We start from the raw sequence: 21,851 nt of genomic DNA, 5'->3' as shown, positions 1-21,851 counted from the left end.
ATTGTCTCCTTGTCCGTCGCTTTGGGTCGCAGCCTCGACGATGTCGGCGCAATGCGCAACCCGGTTGCGCGATTGCGCAACCCGGCCTGTCTGAAAATCGCGTGACCACAGCCTTGTTTGCTAGGCCATCTTCCTGCGTTGACTTGCCCGCCCGAACCGCTAAGCCATCTCGGAAAGTTCGGGAGGGATGCGTGGCGATGACGGAGCCGACGGCGGTCGCGCTTGACAGTGCGACGGTGGCGTTTCGGTTGGCGGATGGACGCGTCTATACCGCGGTCGAACAGGCCAATCTTTCGGTTGATCATGGCGAGTTCGTCGCCATTGTCGGCCCGACCGGATGCGGGAAGTCGACGCTGCTGAACGTCACGGCCGGGCTGCTCAAGCCCGCGGCCGGAACGGCAAGGATCTTCGACAAGCCGCTGAGCGGCCTCAACCGTGACGCCGGCTACCTGTTCCAGGCCGATGCGCTGTTCCCCTGGAAGACCGCGATCGACAATGTCGCGATCGGGCTCGAAATCACTGGCACGCCGCGCGCCGAGGCGCTTGCGCGCGCGCAGAAATGGCTGACCTCGGTCGGGCTCGGCGCCTTCGCCAATCGCTATCCGCACATGCTGTCGGGCGGCCAGCGCAAGCGTGTTGCGCTGGCGCAGGTCCTGATCCGCGATCCGAAGATCCTCCTGATGGATGAGCCGTTCGGTCCGCTGGACGCCCAGACCCGGCAGATCATGGGCAATCTGCTGCTGGAATTGTGGAACGCCGATCGCAAGGCGGTGCTGTTCGTCACCCACGATCTCGAGGAGGCGATCGCGCTGGCCGATCGCGTCGTGATCATGTCGGCCGGTCCTTCCGCGCGCATCATCGGCGACTGGCGCATCACGCTGCCGCGGCCGCGCGACATCGCCGAGATTCGGATGGAGAAGGATTTCCATGCCCTGCACCGCGAGATCTGGGGCGTGCTGAAAGACGAGGTGATGAAGGGCTATGTCCAGTCGACGCAGGCGGGAGCTGCCTGATGTCGCGCGTCACGCTGTTGTCCTTGCAGGTGCTGGTCGCCGTCGTCACGCTCGCGCTCTGGCAGCTCTTCTCCACCGTGCCGGTGTTCGGCAAGGTGCTGCTGCCGCCGTTCTTCTTCTCCAATCCGCTCGACGTCTTCAGCCAAATCGTCAAATGGTTCTCGACCGGAGTGATCTGGAAGCATCTCGCGATCACGCTGTGGGAATCCATCCTCGCCTTCGTGATCGGCTCGGCCGGCGGCATTCTGGTCGGCTTCTGGTTCGCGCGCCAGCCGCGCGTCGCCGCGGTGTTCGATCCTTATGTAAAGATGGTCAACGCGCTGCCGCGCGTGGTGCTGGCGCCGATCTTCGCGCTGTGGTTCGGGCTCGGCGTCTGGTCCAAGGTCGCGCTCGGCGTGACCCTGGTGTTCTTCATCGTGTTCTTCAACGTCTACCAGGGCGTCAAGGAAGTACCGACCACGGTGCTCGACAATGGCCGCATGCTTGGCATGAACGAGCGGCAGCTGATGCGCCACGTCTACTGGCCCTCGGCGCTGTCCTGGATGTTCTCCTCGCTGCACACCTCGGTCGGCTTTGCGGTGGTCGGCGCGGTGGTCGGCGAATATCTCGGCTCCGCCGCCGGCCTCGGCTACCTGATCCAGCAGGCCGAGGGCGTGTTCGACGTCGCCGGCGTGTTCGCAGGCATGTTCGTGCTGTCGGCCTTCGTCATCCTGATCGACATGGGCGTGACGATGGTCGAGAATCGGCTGCTGGTTTGGCGGCCGACAGCCGTGACGCGGGATTAGGGCACTGCCGGCGCGGCCTCGATCAATCCGCGGATCTTGTTCGTCACCTCCGGGTCGATCGGATTGTAGACGATCATGCTGAGGTCGGGCCGTCCGTCGACCGCGAACGCCGAATATTCGAACTTGACCGGGCCCAGGATCGGATGCCGGAGCTGCTTGACGCCTTCGCCGTGCGTTCGCACGTCGTTGTCGCGCCACAGCGCCGCGAATTCCGGGCTGAGCCGGCAGAGCTCGTCGACAAAGGGTTGCACCTCGGCCGCGGCTCCGGCGCGTGCCGCATCCACCCTGAAGGCGCCGACCACGAAGCGCGCCACGCTGGCCCAGTCGTGTTGCGCAGCACGGACGCGCGGATCGAGGAACATGAAGCGAAGCACGTTGCGCTCGCGCGGCGGCAGCGATCCGTAGTCCGTCAGCATCACGGTCGCGGCCCGGTTCCAGGCGACGATATCCCAGGTTGCGGTGCGTATCACGGCGGGGCGCGGCTCCAGCGCGTCGAGCACGCGCTGCAGCCGGGGGGTGACGCCTTCGCTCTTCTGGTAGCGCACCTCGGGCGTGCGGCCGAGGCCGAGCAGGAACAGATGCTCGCGCTCGACATCGGTCAGCATCAGCGCACGCGCGATGCGGTCGAGTACATCGGCCGAGGGCGCACCGCCGCGGCCCTGTTCGAGCCAGGTGTACCAGGTCGCGCTGATGTTGGCGCGCTGCGCCACCTCTTCGCGTCGCAGGCCCGGCGTGCGCCGCCGCTCCGGCGGAAAGCCGAACACGGCCGGATCGAGCTTGCTGCGGCGGTCCTTCAGGTAGGCGCCGAGCAGGTTCTCTTGCGCGAGCGGTTCGCTCATCCTGTTAACTATTATACCATGATAAGATCACTACTTTAACAGGATAGCGCGCAGGGCCAGATTTGTCTCCAACGAAACCTGGAGACTTCCTCATGCGTGTGTTCGTCACTGGTGCCACCGGATTCATCGGCACTCCCGTCGTCAAGGACCTGATCGCCGCCGGACATCAGGTTCTTGGCATGGCCCGTTCGGACGAGGGGGCGAACGCGATCTCTGCCGTTGGTGCGGAGGCTCTTCGCGGCTCGCTCGAGGACCTTGATAGCTTGCGCAAGGGGGCAAGCGCTTCGGATGCTGTCATTCACCTGGGCTTCGTTCACGACTGGTCCAACTTCGCGAAGAGTTGCGAGATCGACCGCTGCGCCATCGAAGCGCTGGGTTCTGTTCTGTCTGGATCGGACAGGCCGCTGATCGTGACCGGGGGCTTGGCGGGATTGGCCGCGCCCGGCCAGATCGCGACTGAGGACCAAACGATATCGCCGGATTTCCCATTCCCTCGCGTGTCGGAACAGACGGCCCTGTCGCTGAACGGCGTCCGCGCGTCGGCCATGCGTCTTCCCCAGGTCCACGATCCCGTCCGGCAGGGTCTCATCACCCCCTTGATCGCGGTGTACCGCGAAAAGGGCGCGTGCGCCTATCTCGGCGACGGGCAAAATCGCTGGCCGGCGGCGCATGTTCTCGACGTCGCGCGTCTCTACCGGCTGGCCATCGAAAAGGCTGAGCCGAACGCAAGGTATCACGCCGTCGCGGAAGAGGGGGTCTCGATGCGAGATATTGCCGAAACGATCGCACGGCGGCTGAAGCTGCCGGTCAAATCCATCGCCCCGCAAGAGGCGCAGGCCTTCTTTGGCTGGCTCGGCACGTTCGCTGCATACGACATGGCGGCCTCCAGCGAGCAGACGCGCAGGAAGCTTGGATGGCAGCCGACCGGGCCGGGGTTGATTGCCGATCTCGAACGGTTGGTCGATTCCGCGCGGTAAGAAGCAACGCAGTAGGCTGCGTAGGGTGGGTTAGCCGAAGGCATGCCATCCGACGCAACTACGCTGCGGCTCAGAGCGGGAAGCACCGCATGTAGGCGGCGAACAATGCTTCATCGTTATGGCTCACCAGCTTTGCGTCAATCGCGTCGGCAAGTTCGAGGTCGCGGTTCTGCACGCGCAGCCAGGCCTGGGCGTCAGCGGTGATGGTCAGAGCGGCTTCTCCGACATGCCGTCCCGGCACGACCTGGAGATCCTTGCCCTTGATCGCAACGGTCATATCCAGCGGGCTCGCCCCGGTGAAGCGCAGATGCGTCACGAAATCCAGGCCTCGCGCCCTGCCGCGCTGGAATCCGAGCGAGAGCGAAAAGATATAGGCCTGCAGGCTGCCGGTATGGCGGCCCGAGGTGACATGCTGGACCTTCTTGTGCGGAAAGCGCCGCGTCACCGTGTCCTCGGCGTCGGTATCCGGGATCACGTAGACGAACTCGTCCTTGTCGATCAGCGGCTGCACCACGTCGGCGAAATGCCCGTCACGATCATGCAGGAAGGGGCCGATCACGTCTTCGCCGGCCGGGCAGGCCGAGATGCAGTAGGCCGCCTTGTAGCCCGGCTTGAACGACAGCGATTGCCAGATGTTCAGCGTCTCGGTGCGGGGAACGCGGGCGCGATAATCCCTTGCGTCCTTCGAATCCGCGACCTTCTCCACCCACTGCGAGAAGTTGCCGAGAAAGTCGTGATAGTTGTGGGTGTGGCAAGACAGGAAGTCGAAGCCGCCGTCCGGCTTGATGGCGCCGACCGGGCAGGCAGCGACGCACAATTTGCACTCCAGGCAGGGATTGTAGTCGATCGGATGGTCATGGGCGTCGACCTCGCATCCGAGCAGGATGGTGCCGAGCAGGACGAAACTGCCGAATTTCGGGTGGATGATGCTGCGATGGATTCCCATGCGGCCGAGACCGGCTTCCACCGCGATCGGCTTGTGCTGAACCATCATGATCCTTGGCAGATCCATCTCCATCGGGAACGCGGCAACCGAGTTGCAGGCCGGGATGCCGTGCTCGTCGAGCGCGCGAACGATGGCGCGCGCGGTTTCGTTGACGTGATCGTAGGTGCTGTGGAATTCCTCGTTGGCAACCGAGCGCGAGGGCGAACGCACCGGCTCACGGTTCATGTGGCAGACGATCGCGAGCAGGGAGCGCGTCCGGCCATAGACCTTGCCAATGAAGTCGCGCTGCGGCGCGATGGCGGCCCGTTCGAACTCGATGATGCCGACATCATCGGCTCCGCATCTGCGCGCGATATCCTTGATCAGTTCCGATGAAACCGGGACGTCGCGGACCGGTTCGCTGCTGCGCGCGCGCACAGCCCTGACCGTGGGGTGATCGTCCAGGCTCATGGGTCTTGCTCTCTATAAAATGACGATCGTCATATTATGAAGCGAGCAAACTTGAGGCAAGTGAATTATCTGTCAAGTGTCATGTCATGGAACCGGCGCGGGCGCGCGCGACTTTCGTCATTGCGAGGACCGAAGCGACGAAGCAATCCATGGGTCCGCCCATCCAGAGAGATGGATTGCTTCGCTTCGCTCGCAATGACGCTGAGGGAGGCCGCCGTCAATCCAGCAGCTTGGTGTCATCCGGCGCCTGCGGGGGCGTCTTGATCGCGATCGCCTTGATGGCGCGGCCGTTCGGCTTGGTGCCGCCATGCGGCGTGCCCTTCGGGATCACGATCAGGTCGCCGGGCTTCACCGTCACTTCCTTGTCACCGAGCCAGACCGTGCCGGTGCCTTCGAGGACGAACTGCATCTCGTTGGTGTTGGGATGCATGTGCTTCGGCACGTTGCCGTCCTGGATCGAGACGGTGGCGCCGTCGGCGGAGACGAACATCTTGGAACGGAAGCCGACCTTGTTGGCATCGCCGAGCTTGTCGCCCTCCATCTCGCCGGTATGGATGACCTGCGCCGTGATGTTCTCGGCGGCGAGCGCCGGCCGCAGCAAATGGGTGACGCCACAGCCCGCGGCAAAGGCGGCAGCGATCGACAGCGCAGTTGCAATACGATTCATGAAGGCCTCCCTTGATGTTTCCCTTGAAGTATTCTTGGTGCTTCCAGTTTTTGCGCTTCTTCGGCGTTTTCTTAATAGCTGCGATGCTATGCCGCCGCCGCAGGCTTGACCAGCTGTCGGAAAGTCGCCTTCTCAAGGCCTTCCAGCTCCTCTATCTTGCCGACCAATCGAACGGAGGACGTCATGAACAAACTGCTTGGCAAGCTTGCCGGAATGCTGCTGGCGCTGACCCTGTCCACGGGCCTTGCCGCGGCGCAAAGCAAGATCACCATCGCGGTCGGGGGCGGCGCTTGCCTGTGCTATCTGCCCACCGTGCTGGCCAAGCAACTCGGCGAATACGACAAGGCCGGGCTTGCAGTCGAACTGGTCGACCTCAAGGGCGGCTCGGACGCGCTCAAGGCCGTGCTCGGCGGCAGCGCCGACGTCGTCTCCGGCTATTTCGACCACTGCGTCAATCTCGCGGCCAAGAAGCAGGAGCTGCAGGCCTTCGTGGTCTATGACCGCTATCCTGGCCTCGTGCTGGTGGTGTCGCCGAAGCACACCGGCGAGATCAACTCGATCAAGGATCTCGCCGGCAAGAAGGTCGGCGTCAGCGCGCCGGGCTCCTCGACCGATTTCTTCTTGAAGTATCTGCTCAAGAAGAACGGCCTCGATCCGGCCGGCACCGCCGTGATCGGTGTCGGTCTCGGCGCGACGGCGGTCGCGGCGATGGAGCAGGGCCAGATCGACGCTGCCGTGATGCTTGATCCCGCCGTTACCGTGCTGCAGGGCGGCTACAAGGACCTCAAGATTCTCAGTGACACCCGCACCCAGCACGACACGCTTGCGGTGTTCGGTGGCGAATATCCCGGCGGCGCCCTGTATTCGACCGCGGCCTGGGTCAACGGCCACGAGAAGGAGGTGCAGGCGCTGACCAATGCGATCATGGCGACGCTGGCCTGGATCCACTCGCACAGCGCCGAAGATATCATGGCCAAGATGCCCGACGAGATCGTCGGTAAGGACAAGGCGCAGTATCTCGCGGCGCTGAAGAACACGATCCCGATGTATTCCGAGACCGGCAAGATGGACCCCAAGGGTGCAGAGGCGGTGCTCGCGGTGTTCAGCGAGGGCTCGCCGGATGTCGCGAAGGCCGGCATTGACGTCACCAAGACCTACACCAACAAGTTCGTCGACCAGGTCAAGAAGACGACCGGAAACGCGAAGTAAACACGTTCGGATATGCAGTCTCCGCTCATTTGTCGTGTCACCGCGCTCGACCTTGCCTTGCAGCGGCGTCCCTGGCCGTTCGCGGACCAGCGGCGCGCCGAGATCGACGCGCATTTCGCCGAGCAGCAGCGGCTGAACCCGAACCTGTGGAATGGCCGCGTGCTGCTCGGGCGCGATCCGGTCTTCGCCGGCGAGCGGCTCAGCGCGAGCTATTTCGAAACCGATTTCGCGAGCTTCCTCGCCTGGCGCGACTGGGGCTTTGCGGACCACGAGGTGTTCAACGGTTTCGGCATGGGGGCGCTGCTCGCCAGCGACGGCGCCTTCTTGTGCGGGGTGATGGGCGAGCAGACCGCGAATGCCGGACGCATCTATTTCCCGTCAGGGACACCCGACCTCGACGATATCAGGGGCGACACGGTCGATATCGCCGGCAGCGTGATGCGCGAACTCGAGGAGGAGACGGGATTGTTGCCGTCGGATTGCCGCGGCGACGCCGACTGGCACTGCATCTACACCGGGCCTGCGCTTGCAATGATGCAGATCCTGCGCGTCGATATGCCTGGTGACGCGCTGCGGGCGCGGATCGAGGCCAATCTCGCGCGCCAGGCAAATCCCGAGCTTGCCGGCATCCATCTGGTGCGCAGCCGAGCCGATCTCACTCCCGCAATGCCGCGCTTCGTCACCGCGTTCATCGAGACGCAGCTGCCGGCCTAGGCAAAGGAGTGCGCAATGACCGAGCAAGCCACCGCTGCCGCTGCATTGACACCGGCAATCGCCGACGGCCCCAAAACGATCAGGGTCATCATTTCGGGTGGCTTCGCCGCGGTCTACCGAGACGTGCTGCCTGAATTCGAGCGAAGAACGGGCATCAGTGTGGAGACTGGATCTGGCGCGTCGGAGGGCACCGGTCCGAAGACGATCAGGCACCAGCTCGCGAACGGCACCAAAGCGGACGTGGTTATCCTTTCGCGTGAGGGACTTCACAAGCTCAACGAAGACGGCCGGATTCTTGGGGGATCGGAAGCCGGACTGGCGACGGCACCTTTGGCCGCGGCGGTTCGGGCGGGCTCATCCAGGCCGGACATCGGCAATGATGCCGCGCTTAGGCAGGCTTTGATCGACGCCGGCGAGGTGGTGGCGCCGAGCAGCACGAGCGGACAGTACGTCCGCGACAAGGTTTTCCCCAGGTTGAACTTGCCGGACACGGTCAGGCTCACCCTCGAGGCGCGCGGAACCGAGGCGGCCGAAGCGCTGAGAGCAGGCAAGGCAAATCTCTCGATCGGTCCGACCAGCGAACTGGTTCAAGAGAGCGGCATCGAAGTTGTCGGTCTGCTGCCGCCAGATCTCCAGCTGGTCCAGACCTTCACAGCCGCGATCGTCAGCGACGCGCTAGCGCCGGAAGCAGCCAAGCGCCTGATCGATTTTCTTTCCCTGGACAGCGATATTTTGCTCACGGCGATCAAACGGGCCGGCATGGAACGGCCCCGCGGATAAATTGCTGCCGCCAAGCGCACGCCGGAGCGCTGCGCGTCGGCACTGCTCCGCCGAAACTTTGCGCAAGCCTGCGCGGTGCGGACGCAGCCATCGCGCTTGACATCATCGGCCGCTCCCCCTGTGATAGGGCGGCACGACAACAAAAAATGCAGTGCACAATCTCTGGGGAGGGATTCATGCCGGTCAGGAGGGCTGCCCGCTGGCTTGCGGGTCTATCTGTCGCGCTTGCGGCGCTTGCTGTGGCCAATGCAGCGCATGCGCAGGATAAGAAGATCAAGATCGGCGTAATCTTCGATTTGACCGGCCCGCTGGCCGGCGGCGGCTCCGAGCTGCAATACACCGGCGTCAAGATCATGCTCGACCATTACGCCAAGACCGGCGTCGAGGGTTACAAGGTCGAGGCCGTATATGCCGACGCGCAGAGCAAGCCCGACATCGCTATCAACGAGGCCGTCCGGCTGCTCGAGCAGGAAAAGGTCGACATGGTGATGGGCTTCTTCTCCTCGGCGCAATGCGTGCCGGTGTCGGCGCGGGTCGAGCAGATGAAGAAGTTCATGTGGATCACGACCTGCATTTCCTCCGGCGTGTTCGACGGCAAGAACTACAAATACGTGTTCCGTCCGCAGGCCGCCGGCAACCAGTACGGCATGATGACGACCGACTTCATCGCGCAATACTCGATGTCCAAGTTCGGCAAGGAGCCGAAAGACCTCCGCGTCGCCATCATCCATGAGGACGGCGCCTATGGCGTCGACGTCTCCAAGGGCAATGAGGCCGGCGCCAAGAAGGCCGGCTTCAACATCGTGCTCAAGGAGGGCTATTCTGCGACCGCGCCCGATTTGTCGGCGCTGGTCACCAAGCTGAAGCGCGCCAAGCCCGACGTGATCTTCCATACCGGCTACAATCCGGACATTACCCTGCTGTTCCGCCAGGCCCGCGAGCAGGGATTGAGGTTCGGCGCCATCGTCGGCCATGGCGCGGGCTACGGCGTCTACGAGAAGCTGAAGGAAGGGCTCGGCACCGACGCCAACTATCTCTTCAACACCGACCCGATCTCGATCTGGCTTGCCAACCAGAAGAACATGGATCCCAAGCTGCCGCCGGTCATCAAGATGGTCGGCGAGGAGTTTGACCGGCTGAAGCCCGGCGTGCCGATCCGTTCCGCCCATGTCGGCATTGGCGCGGCCAACGCCTATGTCTTCCTCGACGACGTCTTGCCGCGCGCGATCAAGAAGTATGGCGGCGTCGATCCGGATGCGCTGCGCAAGGCTGCGCTCGACACCGACATTCCCGAGGGCGGCACCATGCTCGGCTATGGCGTGAAGTTCTACGGCGAGGGAGAGCAGTATGCCGGGCAGAACGCGCGCTCGTTCCCGGTGGTGCTGCAATATATCGACGACAAGTCCTATGTGGTGTGGCCGAAGAGCCAGATGCAGCGCGAGACCGAGCTGCCGCTGCCGGCCGGCACCACCTACAGCTACAAATAGCTCGCTCGCGAAGGGAACTGCCGTGCTCGCCGTCGAAGGCCTGGTCAAGCGGTTTGGCGGCTTTCGTGCCGTCAACAACGTGTCGTTCCGCGTCGAGCAGGGCGAGATCCTCGGCCTGATCGGCCCGAACGGCTCGGGCAAGAGCACGATCTTCAACATGCTCTCGGGCACCTTGCCACCGACCTCCGGCTCGATCCTGTTCGACGGCCACGAGATCGCGGGGCTCGCCCCGCACCGGATCATCAACCGTGGCATCGGCCGGACCTTCCAGATCCCGCGGCCGTTCCATCGCCTCAGTATCTTCGAAAACGTCGTGCTCGCCGGCTTCTACGGCCAGGGCCGCCACAGCCGCGGCAAGGCCGAGGAGGCGGCCGAGCGGGCGCTCGCGATGGTCGGGCTGCCGACCGACCGTCACGCCAGCGTCGAGGGCCTGGGCGCCGCCGGGTTGAAGAAGCTCGAGCTCGCCAAGGCGCTCGCCACCGGCCCGAAGCTGTTGCTCGCCGATGAGAGCCTTGGCGGCCTCGACGAGGCCGAGATGGGCCAGGCCGCCGACATGCTGCGCCGGATCCGCGATGAGCTCGGCATCACCATCATCTGGGTCGAGCACATCATGGGCGTGTTGATGCGGGTGGTCGATCGCGTGATGGTGCTCGATCACGGCGAGAAGATCGCCGAGGGCCTGCCGGCCGATGTCGCCGGCGACGCAAGAGTGATCGAGGTCTATCTCGGCACCGATGCCGATGCGAGCCTCGCGGCCGCGGCCGCGGCCGCAGCCCAGGCGCGGCGCCGGATCGGGGCGTGAGCGCATGCTGGAATTGAAATCGATCGACGCGGGCTATGGCAGCTTCCAGGCGCTGTTCGACGTCAGCCTCGACGTCAAGGCGGGCGAGGCAGTCGGCGTGATCGGCCCGAACGGCGCCGGCAAGACCACCTTGATGCGGGTGATTTCCGGGTTGATCCGACCGATCAGGGGCACGATCGCGATGGAAGGCACCGACGTCATCGCGACGCCCCCGCATCGCATCGTCAGCCTTGGGATCGCGCATGTGCCGGAAAATCGCCGGTTGTTTCCGCGGCTCACCGTCGCCGACAATCTGAAGATGGGCGCCTACATGCCCGGCGCGCGCGCGCATTACGCCGAGCGGCTCGACTTCGTGTTCGAGCTGTTCCCGCGGCTCAAGGAACGCCAGCACCAGATGGCCGGCACCATGTCGGGCGGCGAGCAGCAGATGTGCGCGATCGGCCGTGCGCTGATGTCGAATCCGAAACTGCTGCTGCTCGACGAGCCGTCGGCCGGGCTCGCGCCGGTCGTGGTGCAGCAGGTGTTCGAGCTCGTCAAGCGGATCCGCGCCTCCGGGCTGACGGTCCTGATCGTCGAGCAGAACGTGCAGCAGGTGCTGCGCGTGGTCGACCGCGCCTATCTGCTGGAAGCCGGCAGCATCCGCGCCGCCGGGTCAGCGGCGGAACTCGCGGCCAGCGACACCATCAAGCAGGCGTATCTCGGGGTGTAGGGGATGATGACAACAGATCGGGCAGACGCGCTCACACACTTCCCCGTCATCCCCGGACGAACGCGTTTGCGTTCGCTCGGGACGTACGAGCGTAGCGAGCCTCGAAGGATGAATCGGCCACATACGGGCCGTGCATCCTTCGAGGCGCGCAAGGGCGCGCACCTCAGGATGACGGTCGAGCTAGTTCAGCTAGACCACGTCACGCTCTAAGGCAGCAGCCATGCAATCCTTCCTCGACATCTTCGACATCTACCTGCTGGAGGCCGTCATCAACGGCATCCTGCTCGGCGGCGTGCTGGCGCTGCTCGCGCTCGGGCTCAACCTGATCTTCGGCGTCATCGACGTCACCTGGATCTGCTACGCCGAGCTCGTGATGATCGGCATGTACGGCATGTATTATCTCGTGCAGTATTACGGCCTGCCGTACTGGGCCGCTGCGCCGCTCGTGATCCTGCTCGTCGCGCTGCTCGGCGGCGCGCTGCATTTCTTCGTGATCGCGCCGCTCCTGACCGCGCCGCCGATCAACCAGCTGCTCGCCACCGGCGGCGTGCTGTTCATCCTGCAAAGCTTTGCCACCGTCGCCTTCGGCATCGACTTCCGCAATCTCGGCATCCGCCTGCCGGTGCTCGCGCTCGGCGAGATGAATTTCAGCTACGCACGGCTGCTGTCGTTCGCCGCCGCGCTGCTCGGCATGATCGGCGTCTATCTGTTCCTGACCCGCACCTTCACCGGCACCGCGATCCGCGCCATCGCGCAGGACCGCCAGATCATGCCGCTGATGGGTGTCGACCCCAAGCGCATCTATCTCGTTACCTCGGCGATCGGCGGCGGGCTCGCCGGCCTCGCCGCCTGCCTCCTGGTGCTGCAATATGACGTGCATCCGTTCGTCGGCCTGTCGTTCGGGCCGATCACCTTCCTGATCTGCGTGCTCGGCGGGCTCGGCAATTTCATCGGCGGCTTCATCGCCGCCTTCGTGTTCGCCGAGATCATCTCGCTCGGCGGCCTGTTCTCCGATCTCGAATGGGGCTACGTGCTGGCCTTCGCATTCTTCATCGTCATGATGTTCATCCGGCCCGCGGGCCTGCTGGCGAGGCGCTCGTGAACAGGCAAGCCGCCGGCTGGATCATCGCGCTGATCGCGCTCGTCGCGGTGCCCTTCGTGCATCGCGATCCCTATCATCTGCACGTGCTGGTGCTGATCCTGATCTGGTCGTTCGCGTACACCTCATGGTCGATCATGGGGCGCTTCGGCCTGGTCTCGCTCGGCCATGGCGGTTTCATGGGCATCGGCGCCTATGTCACCGCGCTGCTGTGGAACCATCTCGGCGTGTCGCCCTGGATCGGCATTCCCCTCAGCATGGCGACCGCCGGCGTGCTCGCGCTCGTCGTCGCCTATCCCTGCTTTCGCTTTCGCATCACCGGGCATTATTTCGTGCTGGTGACGCTGGCGCTGTCGGGCATCGTGCTGCAGGTCATCACCGCGACCCGCGACTACACCGGCGGCTCGCTCGGCTACACGCCGCAGCGCGCCCCGAGCGGCAAGGGGCTGGTCGCGCTGCAATTCGACGACAAGACCACCTGGTATCTGATCGCGCTCGCTGTCTGGATCGCGGGCCTCGTGATCTGGCGCGCGATCGATCGCAGCATGATCCGCCACGCCATGGAGGCGATCTCGGAGGATGAGGACGCTGCGGCTGCGGCCGGCGTCAACGTCACCGCCGAGAAGCTCAAGATCACCCTGATCAGCGCGCTGATGACCGCGCTGTCGGGCGCGCTCTACTGCCAGTACCAGATGTTCATCTCGCCCGACACGGTGAGCGGCATCGCGGTCTCCCTGCAGATGGTGTTCGCGGCGATCGTCGGCGGCGTCTATGTCGCGCTGGGACCGACGGTCGGCGCCGTCATCACCATCGTGCTGGCCGAGGTGCTGCGCATCTCTTTCGGCACCAAAGCGGTCGGCTGGGACAATCTGGTCTATGGCGTGCTGCTGGTACTGTTCATCATCTTCCTGCCCAAGGGCATTCTTGGTAGCGTGATCGACCGGATCAAATCGCCACGCAAGCCGTCGAGAAGCCATGAGCAACAAACCGTCCCCATCGCTCGCCGATGAACTGAAGCCCTTCGTCGCGCCGTTCCGCTTCGACGGGTCGGGCGAATTTCACCTCAAATCGTATCCGACCGCCGAGAAGGGCGGCATCGACAAGGACGCCGGCGGCAAGATCATCGAGGCCAACCGCAAGCGGCTCAACGACTTCCAGGAGAAGCTCTACGCCCAGGACCGCTGGTCGCTGCTGCTGATCTTCCAGGGCATGGATGCCGCCGGCAAGGATTCCGCGATCAAGAGCGTGTTCGAGGGCGTCAATCCACAGGGCTGCGAGGTTTCCTCCTTCAAGCAGCCCTCGACCAGGGAGCTCGACCACGACTTCATGTGGCGCGCGATGATCGCGCTGCCGGAACGCGGCCGCATCGGCATCTTCAACCGCTCCTATTACGAGGAGTGCCTGGTGGTGCGGGTGCATCCCGAGGTGCTCGGCAAGCAGAAGATCCCGAAGCGCCTCGTCACCAAGAACATCTGGCGCGAGCGCTTCGAGGACATTTCGGCGATCGAGCGCTATCTGGCGCGCAACGGCACCGTGATCCTGAAATTCTTCCTCAACGTCTCCAAGGAGGAGCAGCGCCAGCGCTTCCTCGACCGGCTCGAGGAGCCGGCCAAGAACTGGAAGTTCTCGATGGCCGACGTCGCCGAGCGCAAGCTGTGGGCCAAATATCAGGCCGCCTATCAGGACATGATCCATCACACCGCAACCAAGGAGGCACCCTGGCAAATCGTGCCCGCCGACCACAAATGGTTCGCCCGCGTCGTGATCGGCTCGACCATCGTCAATGCGCTCGACGGGCTCGATCTGAAATTCCCCGAGGTCGACAAGGCGGAGCTGAGCGAATTCAAGCGCGTCCGTGGGGCGCTGGAGGCGGAAGGCAAGGGCGGCGCAGGCGAGAAGGCCGTGGCGAAGAACAAGTAGAATGCGAAGGACTGGGGCCGCGTTTTCTCTCGCGCACGCTTGATTACGTCAGGGAAGCGCACTCGTCAGGCTCCCTCCTCCCTTGCGGGTAGGGCAATCGCATATGGCCGTTTGAGGCAATCGGAGTTCCCACAAACTCGTCATGCCCGGGCTTGTCCCGGGCATCCACGTCTTCGTTTCCACGCAAAGAAAAGACGTAGATGGCCGGGACAAGCCCGGCCATGACGGCGCGGAAGAATCGGTTCATTCCCAATGCGATAGCCCTGCCCTTGCGGGGGAGGGTGGGGAGAAGAGTGGCCCGGGCGTGAGTGTCAATGAGAAGTTTCTCCGAACACCATCTGCCAGCCCTTGCGGGTATCCATGTATTCCCGCACCTGCTTGATGCGGCCCGCCTCGACCACGAACACGAAGCAGTAGTCATTCTCATAGCGTCGGCCGCCCGGCACCGTCGCGCGCATGCGCTCCTCGACGATCACGCTGTCGCCGTCGGCATGAACGGCGCGGAACGCGATGTCGATCTCGGAGAACAGGCGGTGCATCTCGGTCGAGATGAAGCGGGCGATCGCGTCAGCGCCGATCATGTGGTCGGCGTGATCGAGCGCGACCGCGGTGGCGTTGCCGGCGGGCGCGATCCATTCGGCATCCGGCGCGAACAGCGCAGCAATCAGCTTGGCGTCGCGGGTCCTGAACGTTTGCCAGGCGTTCAGGACAATTTGCTTGCTGGCTTCCCTGGCTGCCGGGTTGGTCATGGCGATGTCTCCGGGTTGATCGATCGGATCGATCTAGGTCAGCGCTGCGGGTCGCGCTGGCCGGAATCGGACCTCATCATCTTGGGCCGCTTTCCTTGATCGCGCGACGCGCTAGACTCCGCCCATGCTCAGCTTCGATGTCTGCAACGCTGCGCGGCTGCGGCGCGACGCGCGCTATGACGGCCGCTTCTTCACGGCGGTGAGGACCACGCGGATCTATTGCCGCCCGGTCTGCCCGGTGAAGCATCCGCTGCCGCGCAACGTCACCTATTACCCGACCGCCGCCGCAGCCGAGGCGGCGGGCTATCGGCCGTGCCTGCGCTGCCGTCCCGAAACCGCGCCGTTCTGTCCGGCCTGGAACGGCACGCGCTCCACGGTTGCGCGCGCGCTGAAGCTGATCGACGGCGGCGCGCTGGAGCGCGGCTCGGTCGCTGCACTGGCCGACCGGCTCGGCATTACCGCGCGCCACCTCGCCCGACTGTTCGAGCGCCATGTCGGCGCCAGCCCGCAACGGGTCGCGACCACGCGTCGCGTGCAGCGCGCGAAGCGCCTGATCGACACCACCGACGACGCGATGACCGCGATCGCCTTCCGCGCCGGCTTCGGCAGCGTCCGCCGTTTCAACGCCGCCTTCGCTGACCTCTACGGCCGCTCGCCGTCGAGCCTGCGCGCGTCTTCGCGCGGGCGGAGGTGAGAGGACGAGAAAGGGGTGGATCGCGCCTAGCCATGCGGCAACGATAGGTCAACCCACCTGACCATCTTTACCCATTGCGGCAGCTTGCCATAATCGTCTAGAACGACGGCGCACAGCGCGTCCCGGCAACGAACCGTCAATGGTTTTGTCCGAGGATTTTGGCGCTCAACAGGGTCTGGCAATGCTGATTCGCGGCCAAATTGACGGGATTTTGGGGGAGGTGGCCGAGGCTACCGCCACGATCCCTGCCGCAGCGCCCACCCTGCTTATCGGCGGCCTTCTTCTTACCTGCCCCTGAGGGCCGGCTGGGCGTTTGCGCCTGGGCACTCAGGGGTTTGTACGAGATCACCGAACCCTGATATCGCCCAAGTAATTGCTCAAGGAGCAACATGACGGGCGCAAAGCTTAAAGGAATTTCTGACATGGCCACCGCGCACAAGTCCGAGAAGGACCGCGTCATCATTTTCGACACCACCTTGCGCGACGGCGAGCAGTGCCCCGGCGCCACCATGACGTTCGAGGAGAAGCTCGAGGTTGCCGAACTCCTGGACGACATGGGCGTCGACGTCATCGAGGCCGGCTTCCCGATCACCTCGGAAGGCGATTTTCAGGCGGTCAGCGAAATCGCCCGCCGCTCCAAGAACTCGGTCATCGCGGGCTTGTCCCGCGCCCATCCGGCCGACATCGACCGCTGCGCCGAAGCCGTGAAGTTCGCCCGCCGCGGCCGTGTCCACACCGTGATCGCGACCTCGCCGCTGCATATGCGGGTGAAGTTGAACAAGACCCCCGAGGAGGTCATCGAGACCTCGGTCGCGATGGTCGCCCGCGCCCGCAATCAGATCGACGACGTCGAATGGTCGGCCGAGGACGGTACCCGCAGCGAAATGGACTATCTGTGCCGGATTGTCGAAGCGGTGATCAAGGCCGGCGCCACCACGGTGAACATTCCCGACACCGTCGGCTACACGGTGCCGGAGGAATACACCAACTTCATGCGCACGCTGATCGAGCGCGTGCCGAACTCCGACAAGGCGATCTTCTCGGTGCACTGCCACAACGACCTCGGCATGGCGGTCGCGAACTCGCTGGCCGGCGTCGTCGGCGGCGCGCGGCAGGTCGAGTGCACCGTCAACGGCATCGGCGAGCGCGCCGGCAATGCCGCGCTGGAAGAGATCGTGATGGCGATCAATGTGCGGAACGACAAGTTTCCGTACTGGAACAAGATCGACACCACGCAGCTCACCCGCGCCTCGAAGGTGGTGTCCGCGGCCACCTCGTTCCCGGTGCAGTACAACAAGGCAATCGTCGGCCGTAACGCCTTCGCGCATGAGAGCGGCATCCATCAGGACGGCGTGCTGAAGGACGCCTCGACCTACGAGATCATGCGGCCCGAGATGGTCGGCCTGAAGCAGTCCTCGCTGGTGCTCGGCAAGCATTCCGGCCGCCACGCCTTCATCCACAAGCTGGAGGAGATGGGCTACAAGCTCGGTGCCAACCAGCTGGAGGATGCCTTTACGCGGATGAAGGCGCTGGCCGACCGCAAGAAGGACATCTACGACGAGGACATCGAGGCGCTGGTCGACCAGGAGATGGCGGCCGCCCACGACCGCATCAAGCTGACCTCGTTGACCGTGATCGCCGGCACCCATGGCCCGCAGCGCGCGACCATGAAGCTCGACGTCGACGGCCAGATCAAGATCGAGGAGGCCGAGGGCAACGGCCCGGTCGACGCTGTCTTCAATTGCATCAAGCGTCTGGTGCCGCACGAGGCCAAGCTGGAGCTCTATCAGGTGCACGCGGTGACCGAAGGCACCGACGCGCAGGCCGAAGTCTCGGTGCGTCTGGCCCATGAAGGTCGCTCGATGACCGCCCGCGCCGCCGATCCGGACACGCTGGTCGCCTCCGCAAAGGCCTATCTCGGCGCGCTGAACAAGATCGTGATGAAGCGCCAGCGCGATGTCCCGGCCAAGGCTGCGGGCTGACGAGCGAGATCGATCGACAAAGTTGAAACGCGGCGCCTCGGCGCCGCGTTTTTGTCAGGGGCCCATCCAACCCCGTCATCCCCGCGCAAAGGCTTCGCCGTTGTCGCTGGGATGACGGTGACGAACTGCGCTCGTAACAACAGGTACGGGTGACCTGTTTGGGATGAAAACCGTCCAACTCAGTCATTCTTGGAATCATTTACCAATATTCCGCTCCATCCCGCACTGCTTTGGAATCTTCCGCGCCATCTCCAGCGCTACGCTGCGTTCTTTCCCGGGGAACGCCGTCCATGCCGATCTCCTCCATCGTGACAGACCTTCCGCGCGCCGCCACGCCGGCGGAGACCGCGCTGACGCGCCGGGTCGACCTGACAACGCTTCGCCTGTTCGTCGCGGTCTGCGACGAGCAGAACCTCACCCGCGCCGCGCAGCGCGAGGGGATCGCGGCGTCGGCGGTGTCGAAGCGGATGAACGATTTCGAGCTGGCGTTCGGCGTCACGCTGTTCAAGCGGCTCGCCAAGGGCATGGCGCTGACGCCGGCCGGCGAGGCGCTGCTGCACCACGCCCGGGTGACGCTGCTCAATGTCGAGAAGATCGCGGTCGAGCTGTCGGAATATTCGCAAGGCGTGCGTGGCCATGTCCGCATGCTCGCCAACCTCTCGGCGATCGTGCAATACCTGCCCGAGGATCTCTCCGCCTTCTTCGCGGCACATGAATTGCTCCGCGTCGATCTGCAGGAGCGGCCGAGCGGGCAGGTGGTGCGCGGCATCGAGGAGGGCGCGGCCGAGATCGGCATCTGCTCGGCCGAGGCCGACAGCCGCGCGCTCGAGGCCTTCCATTATCGCCACGACAATCTGGTGGTGGTGATGCGCGCCGACCATCGGCTGGCCGGCCGCGAGACATTGCTGTTCACCGAGACGCTCGATTTCGACCATATCGGCTTGCACACCGCGAGTTCGATCTATCTGCGCTCGCAATATGCGGCGACGCAAGCCGGCAAGGCGATGCGGCTGCGCATCAATGTGCCCGGCTTCGATGCGGTCTGCCGCATGGTGCAGGCCAATATGGGGCTCGGGCTGATCCCCGACCGCGCCTTCGAGGTGGTCGGCGCCGGCATGGGCCTTCGTGCGATCCCGCTGCGCGACGATTGGGGACGGCGCGAGCTGAAGATCGTGGTCCGCGACACCGCGCATCTGTCGGCAACCAGCCGTCTGATGCTGGACTATCTGCGGGCGATCGAAACGGATCGGGTCGGCCGGGTTGGCGGACGGGCCAGCTAAGCGATCAACGCGAAGCGTTTGCGCGGCGATCATGCTCGAACCTTGAGCCAAGGCGCGATGACGATCCGACCCAATCTCATCGCCCTTGCATGCGAGCGGTGAGATTTCCGGAACGTGAACACGAGCTGCGGCAATCTGTCACACGGATGTTGCGATCGGCCCCGTATGAGGAACCCATTCCAATTTTCAAAAAATGGGGGGCCTTCGCATGTTCAAATCGCAAACAACTCCGCAAACATCTCGCCGCGTCATTGTCCGGCGCCTGATCGCGGGCACGGCGCTCTCACCGGTGCTTTTTGCGGTCCATCCGGCGTTGTCCCAGACCGCGGGCAATCCGCACGAATTGCTGGTCAGCACCGCGGTCTACGCCGGCAACGCATCGACCGTCACCGTAGGCCAGACGCTGCCGACCGGCGCGACGGCTGTGGCGGACGGCAGCTATCCGGGGGTCTTCAACAACGTGGCCGTGGATTCGAATTTCGGCGTGACCGCGCCGGTGGTGATCAAGAAATTTCATCTGGAAGGCCGCCGGCTGCGCGAATTCGGCGCGCTGATCGTCCCGGCGGACGTGGCGGTGACGAGCTTCAGCTCCAAGTCTGAACTGTCGCTGCATTTGTCGCCCGACGGCAAGGCCGTGACGTTCATGGGCTACGACGCGGCGGTGAACCAGCTGGATGTTTCCAACTCCAATTCGCCGAACCACGTCGACCCCACTAATCCGGACACCGGCGTGCATGCGCGCGTGGTCGCGGAGTTGGATTTCGACGGCTCGCTGCATCGGACCAAGGTCAACGTCTACAGCGGCGACAATGGTCGTGGCGCGATCCGCGCAAACAAGGTCAATGGCACCCAGACCGACCAGTATTTCACGGTCGGCAATGCCGGCAACGGCAGCGGCACCCAGCCCGCGCTTGTCGTCAATGACACCGGCGTTCAACTTGCGACGCCCGGTGTCGATGGTTCCGACGCCGTGGTTGGCGTGCAGCAGGGCACGCCCGGCAGCAAGAATGGCTTCCAGTTCGGCTTCTCGGTTGCCCAGCTCGGCTTTGCTGCCGACAAGTCCGGCAAGGACGATAATTTCCGCGGCCTCGCGATCTCCGGCAACACGCTTTACGTCACCAAGGGCAGCGGCAGCAACGGCATCAACACCGTCTATCAGGTCGGCCAGCCGGGCGTGTTGCCGACGAGGGGTACGGCCGCGTCGACGACGTTCAGCATTCTTCCGGGTTTCCCGAACAATCCCTCGGCGAACTCCGGCGCGAGGGGCTTCTATCCCTTCGGCATCTGGTTCGCCAATGCGACGACGCTTTATGTCGCCCAGGAAGGTGATGGCAATCTCGCCGACGCGGCCACGTCGCCGACCGCAGGCCTTCAGAAATGGATCTATGCCAACGGCAGCTGGAGCCTTGCCTACACGCTGCAACAGGGCCTGAACCTCGGCACGCTCTATCATGTCAACGGCTATCCGACTGATCCGGCAACCGGCGGCCTGCGCAACATCACCGGCCGCATCAACCGCGACGGCACCGCGACGCTTTTCGCGGTGACGTCGACCGTGGGCAACTCGGTCGAGCCCGGCGCCGATCCGAATCAAGTCGTCACCATCACGGACAGGGTCGCGGCGACGACGCTTCCGGCGAACGAAGCCTTTGACGTCGTTGTGCCGCCGGCGTTCGGCATGGTCTATCGCGGCGTGTCGTTCGCTCCCGTCAATTGCGATGGCGATCACGGCCGGATGAAGGACAACGGCCGCGGCCACGACGGCGGCAACAATGCGCAGGACGACGTCTGCGGCCCGACCCGGATTGCTGCGGGGCACTGATCGCCGCGACCCGGCGGAGCCTGTGCCGGCTACTTCCGGTCAGGCTTCGGCTGGATCAGGCGAGGCACGATCGGCTGAACCCGATCGCGCCTTCCGTATTGCACCAGCCTCACGATCTCACTGCAGAATCTTCATGCAGCAGGGGCCTTCCGGTTGCCGCTTCGCGGGTTAGGTAGTGGGGTGCGATTCACTGCAGCGGAGTGCCGGCGCGCATGATCGTGACGCCATTGGCCGTCCAGTGCATGCATCCGGGACGCTACACAGGGCAGGAGTGCGATGATGGCGGACACGATTTCCGGCATTCGAATCCCGGACAGCAAGATCGCGCGGGAGGCCGCCGAGTTGGTGCGGCAATATGAGACCGAGATGTTGTTCAATCACTCGGTCCGCGTGTTTGTGTTCGGCGCGCTCAAGGGTGCCAGGCAAAATCTGAAGTTCGACGCTGAATTGCTTTATGTTGCCGCGCTGTTTCATGATCTCGGCCTCGTCGATCATTTTCATACCGAGACCAAACGGTTTGAGGTCGACGGCGCCGATGCGGCGCGCAAGTTTCTCAGGAGCCGCGGCGTCGCCGAGCCCAAAGCGGACCTGGTGTGGGAGGCGATCGCCTTGCACACCACGCCCGGCATTCCGCAATACATGCGGCCGGAAATCGCGCTCACCAATGCGGGCGTATTGGTCGATGCCGTCGGCGTCGGATACGATGACCACACGGCTGAGCAGCGCGACGGCGTCCTTGCAGCGTTGCCCCGCGGCGATTTCAAGAACGAGTTCATCGAGGTTCAGACTTGCTCGGCCCTGAAGAAGCCGCAGACCACGTTCGGTACGGTCAATTTTGACTTCGTCGCGGAGCGCGATCCCACATTTCACAGGCCGAATGCCTGCACCCGGATCCGCAATACGCCGTGGCCGAGTTGAGCCGGACGG

General features: G+C 64.2%; 22 protein-coding genes. 18 read left to right on the top strand and 4 right to left on the bottom strand.

Annotated features, from left to right (window positions below; all coding sequences use genetic code 11):
- The first annotated feature begins 197 nt into the window (after window positions 1-197).
- Together ACVWY5_RS25810 and ACVWY5_RS25805 are read left to right on the top strand one after the other, a co-directional pair.
- A complete protein-coding gene (locus ACVWY5_RS25810; RefSeq protein ID WP_028332451.1) occupies window positions 198-1,013 on the top strand; it encodes an ABC transporter ATP-binding protein in 816 nt (271 codons plus the stop codon).
- Entirely contained in the window at window positions 1,013-1,798 is a 786-nt protein-coding gene (locus ACVWY5_RS25805) for an ABC transporter permease (protein ID WP_028332450.1), read from the top strand. Before ACVWY5_RS25810 ends, ACVWY5_RS25805 begins: the two co-directional genes overlap by 1 nt.
- Here the strand turns inward: ACVWY5_RS25805 and ACVWY5_RS25800 are convergent.
- The gene (locus ACVWY5_RS25800) at window positions 1,795-2,637 is read right to left on the bottom strand and encodes a helix-turn-helix transcriptional regulator (protein ID WP_028332449.1); all 843 of its coding nucleotides are present in this window, start codon (window positions 2,635-2,637) and stop codon (window positions 1,795-1,797) included. The genes ACVWY5_RS25805 and ACVWY5_RS25800 overlap by 4 nt on opposite strands.
- Window positions 2,638-2,729: 92 nt before the next feature.
- Here ACVWY5_RS25800 and ACVWY5_RS25795 point away from each other — a divergent pair, with 92 nt between their 5' ends.
- Complete coding sequence (locus ACVWY5_RS25795) at window positions 2,730-3,614, top strand: SDR family oxidoreductase (protein ID WP_028332448.1); 885 nt, start codon at window positions 2,730-2,732, stop codon at window positions 3,612-3,614.
- Between the two features lie 70 nt (window positions 3,615-3,684).
- On the opposite strand, the gene ACVWY5_RS25790 is transcribed toward ACVWY5_RS25795, so the two are convergent.
- Together ACVWY5_RS25790 and ACVWY5_RS25785 are read right to left on the bottom strand one after the other, a co-directional pair.
- On the bottom strand, window positions 3,685-5,010 hold the full coding sequence (locus tag ACVWY5_RS25790) for a 4Fe-4S binding protein (RefSeq protein ID WP_028332447.1): 1,326 nt from the start codon (window positions 5,008-5,010) through the stop codon (window positions 3,685-3,687).
- A gap of 217 nt (window positions 5,011-5,227) precedes the next feature.
- Complete coding sequence (locus ACVWY5_RS25785; RefSeq protein ID WP_028332446.1) at window positions 5,228-5,677, bottom strand: cupin domain-containing protein; 450 nt, start codon at window positions 5,675-5,677, stop codon at window positions 5,228-5,230.
- A 183-nt stretch (window positions 5,678-5,860) separates the two neighbouring features.
- On the opposite strand from ACVWY5_RS25785, the gene ACVWY5_RS25780 reads away from it, so the two are divergent.
- The 9 genes from ACVWY5_RS25780 to ACVWY5_RS25740 all read left to right on the top strand — a co-directional run bounded on the left by ACVWY5_RS25780 (window position 5,861) and on the right by ACVWY5_RS25740 (window position 14,397).
- A complete protein-coding gene (locus tag ACVWY5_RS25780) occupies window positions 5,861-6,886 on the top strand; it encodes an ABC transporter substrate-binding protein (RefSeq protein ID WP_028332445.1) in 1,026 nt (341 codons plus the stop codon).
- 12 nt (window positions 6,887-6,898) lie between these two features.
- A complete protein-coding gene (locus tag ACVWY5_RS25775; RefSeq protein ID WP_028332444.1) occupies window positions 6,899-7,600 on the top strand; it encodes a hypothetical protein in 702 nt (233 codons plus the stop codon).
- 15 nt (window positions 7,601-7,615) lie between these two features.
- Window positions 7,616-8,380 (top strand): substrate-binding domain-containing protein, encoded by a 765-nt coding sequence (locus ACVWY5_RS25770; RefSeq protein WP_028332443.1) that lies wholly within the window; start codon window positions 7,616-7,618, stop codon window positions 8,378-8,380.
- A gap of 176 nt (window positions 8,381-8,556) precedes the next feature.
- The gene (locus ACVWY5_RS25765) at window positions 8,557-9,867 is read left to right on the top strand and encodes an ABC transporter substrate-binding protein (protein WP_028332442.1); all 1,311 of its coding nucleotides are present in this window, start codon (window positions 8,557-8,559) and stop codon (window positions 9,865-9,867) included.
- Between the two features lie 22 nt (window positions 9,868-9,889).
- Window positions 9,890-10,669 (top strand): ABC transporter ATP-binding protein, encoded by a 780-nt coding sequence (locus ACVWY5_RS25760; protein WP_028332441.1) that lies wholly within the window; start codon window positions 9,890-9,892, stop codon window positions 10,667-10,669.
- A gap of 4 nt (window positions 10,670-10,673) precedes the next feature.
- Window positions 10,674-11,378: a branched-chain amino acid ABC transporter ATP-binding protein gene (locus tag ACVWY5_RS25755; RefSeq protein WP_028332440.1), complete on the top strand. Its 705-nt coding sequence runs from the start codon at window positions 10,674-10,676 to the stop codon at window positions 11,376-11,378.
- A 220-nt stretch (window positions 11,379-11,598) separates the two neighbouring features.
- Window positions 11,599-12,480: a branched-chain amino acid ABC transporter permease gene (locus tag ACVWY5_RS25750; RefSeq protein WP_018272975.1), complete on the top strand. Its 882-nt coding sequence runs from the start codon at window positions 11,599-11,601 to the stop codon at window positions 12,478-12,480.
- The gene (locus ACVWY5_RS25745) at window positions 12,477-13,487 is read left to right on the top strand and encodes a branched-chain amino acid ABC transporter permease (RefSeq protein ID WP_028332439.1); all 1,011 of its coding nucleotides are present in this window, start codon (window positions 12,477-12,479) and stop codon (window positions 13,485-13,487) included. The genes ACVWY5_RS25750 and ACVWY5_RS25745 overlap by 4 nt, the downstream gene beginning before the upstream one ends.
- Window positions 13,453-14,397 carry a polyphosphate kinase 2 family protein gene (locus ACVWY5_RS25740; RefSeq protein WP_028332438.1) on the top strand — a complete coding sequence of 315 codons (945 nt, stop codon included), beginning with the start codon at window positions 13,453-13,455 and terminating at the stop codon, window positions 14,395-14,397. The genes ACVWY5_RS25745 and ACVWY5_RS25740 overlap by 35 nt, the downstream gene beginning before the upstream one ends.
- A gap of 311 nt (window positions 14,398-14,708) precedes the next feature.
- Here the strand turns inward: ACVWY5_RS25740 and ACVWY5_RS25735 are convergent, their stop codons facing one another.
- Window positions 14,709-15,146, bottom strand: a complete 438-nt coding sequence (locus ACVWY5_RS25735) for a nuclear transport factor 2 family protein (RefSeq protein ID WP_028332437.1) — start codon at window positions 15,144-15,146, stop codon at window positions 14,709-14,711.
- A gap of 124 nt (window positions 15,147-15,270) precedes the next feature.
- Here ACVWY5_RS25735 and ACVWY5_RS25730 point away from each other — a divergent pair, with 124 nt between their 5' ends.
- From ACVWY5_RS25730 to ACVWY5_RS25705, 6 genes are all read left to right on the top strand, one after another.
- Complete coding sequence (locus ACVWY5_RS25730) at window positions 15,271-15,840, top strand: Ada metal-binding domain-containing protein (protein ID WP_028332436.1); 570 nt, start codon at window positions 15,271-15,273, stop codon at window positions 15,838-15,840.
- A gap of 139 nt (window positions 15,841-15,979) precedes the next feature.
- Window positions 15,980-16,138: a hypothetical protein gene (locus tag ACVWY5_RS25725; RefSeq protein WP_321176612.1), complete on the top strand. Its 159-nt coding sequence runs from the start codon at window positions 15,980-15,982 to the stop codon at window positions 16,136-16,138.
- 124 nt (window positions 16,139-16,262) lie between these two features.
- The gene (locus ACVWY5_RS25720; RefSeq protein WP_028332435.1) at window positions 16,263-17,822 is read left to right on the top strand and encodes a 2-isopropylmalate synthase; all 1,560 of its coding nucleotides are present in this window, start codon (window positions 16,263-16,265) and stop codon (window positions 17,820-17,822) included.
- A 290-nt stretch (window positions 17,823-18,112) separates the two neighbouring features.
- A complete protein-coding gene (locus tag ACVWY5_RS25715; protein WP_051376022.1) occupies window positions 18,113-19,102 on the top strand; it encodes a LysR substrate-binding domain-containing protein in 990 nt (329 codons plus the stop codon).
- 289 nt (window positions 19,103-19,391) lie between these two features.
- Window positions 19,392-20,924 (top strand): hypothetical protein, encoded by a 1,533-nt coding sequence (locus ACVWY5_RS25710; protein ID WP_456671712.1) that lies wholly within the window; start codon window positions 19,392-19,394, stop codon window positions 20,922-20,924.
- Between the two features lie 279 nt (window positions 20,925-21,203).
- Window positions 21,204-21,842 (top strand): HD domain-containing protein, encoded by a 639-nt coding sequence (locus ACVWY5_RS25705; protein WP_028332433.1) that lies wholly within the window; start codon window positions 21,204-21,206, stop codon window positions 21,840-21,842.
- Window positions 21,843-21,851 lie beyond the last annotated feature (9 nt).

It is taken from the genome of Bradyrhizobium sp. USDA 3256 (assembly GCF_054058275.1).
This window is presented reverse-complemented; position numbering and strand designations above follow the sequence as displayed.

Excerpts from the sequence above, each read along its gene's own strand:
- ACVWY5_RS25810 (WP_028332451.1), top strand. The coding sequence starts at position 198 with ATGACGGAGCCGACGGCGGTCGCGCTTGACAGTGCGACGGTGGCGTTT.
- ACVWY5_RS25805 (WP_028332450.1), top strand. The coding sequence starts at position 1,013 with ATGTCGCGCGTCACGCTGTTGTCCTTGCAGGTGCTGGTCGCCGTCGTC.
- ACVWY5_RS25800 (WP_028332449.1), bottom strand. The coding sequence starts at position 2,637 with ATGAGCGAACCGCTCGCGCAAGAGAACCTGCTCGGCGCCTACCTGAAG.
- ACVWY5_RS25795 (WP_028332448.1), top strand. The coding sequence starts at position 2,730 with ATGCGTGTGTTCGTCACTGGTGCCACCGGATTCATCGGCACTCCCGTC.
- ACVWY5_RS25790 (WP_028332447.1), bottom strand. The coding sequence starts at position 5,010 with ATGAGCCTGGACGATCACCCCACGGTCAGGGCTGTGCGCGCGCGCAGC.
- ACVWY5_RS25785 (WP_028332446.1), bottom strand. The coding sequence starts at position 5,677 with ATGAATCGTATTGCAACTGCGCTGTCGATCGCTGCCGCCTTTGCCGCG.
- ACVWY5_RS25780 (WP_028332445.1), top strand. The coding sequence starts at position 5,861 with ATGAACAAACTGCTTGGCAAGCTTGCCGGAATGCTGCTGGCGCTGACC.
- ACVWY5_RS25775 (WP_028332444.1), top strand. The coding sequence starts at position 6,899 with ATGCAGTCTCCGCTCATTTGTCGTGTCACCGCGCTCGACCTTGCCTTG.
- ACVWY5_RS25770 (WP_028332443.1), top strand. The coding sequence starts at position 7,616 with ATGACCGAGCAAGCCACCGCTGCCGCTGCATTGACACCGGCAATCGCC.
- ACVWY5_RS25765 (WP_028332442.1), top strand. The coding sequence starts at position 8,557 with ATGCCGGTCAGGAGGGCTGCCCGCTGGCTTGCGGGTCTATCTGTCGCG.
- ACVWY5_RS25755 (WP_028332440.1), top strand. The coding sequence starts at position 10,674 with ATGCTGGAATTGAAATCGATCGACGCGGGCTATGGCAGCTTCCAGGCG.
- ACVWY5_RS25750 (WP_018272975.1), top strand. The coding sequence starts at position 11,599 with ATGCAATCCTTCCTCGACATCTTCGACATCTACCTGCTGGAGGCCGTC.
- ACVWY5_RS25740 (WP_028332438.1), top strand. The coding sequence starts at position 13,453 with ATGAGCAACAAACCGTCCCCATCGCTCGCCGATGAACTGAAGCCCTTC.
- ACVWY5_RS25735 (WP_028332437.1), bottom strand. The coding sequence starts at position 15,146 with ATGACCAACCCGGCAGCCAGGGAAGCCAGCAAGCAAATTGTCCTGAAC.
- ACVWY5_RS25730 (WP_028332436.1), top strand. The coding sequence starts at position 15,271 with ATGCTCAGCTTCGATGTCTGCAACGCTGCGCGGCTGCGGCGCGACGCG.
- ACVWY5_RS25725 (WP_321176612.1), top strand. The coding sequence starts at position 15,980 with ATGGTTTTGTCCGAGGATTTTGGCGCTCAACAGGGTCTGGCAATGCTG.
- ACVWY5_RS25720 (WP_028332435.1), top strand. The coding sequence starts at position 16,263 with ATGGCCACCGCGCACAAGTCCGAGAAGGACCGCGTCATCATTTTCGAC.
- ACVWY5_RS25715 (WP_051376022.1), top strand. The coding sequence starts at position 18,113 with ATGCCGATCTCCTCCATCGTGACAGACCTTCCGCGCGCCGCCACGCCG.
- ACVWY5_RS25705 (WP_028332433.1), top strand. The coding sequence starts at position 21,204 with ATGGCGGACACGATTTCCGGCATTCGAATCCCGGACAGCAAGATCGCG.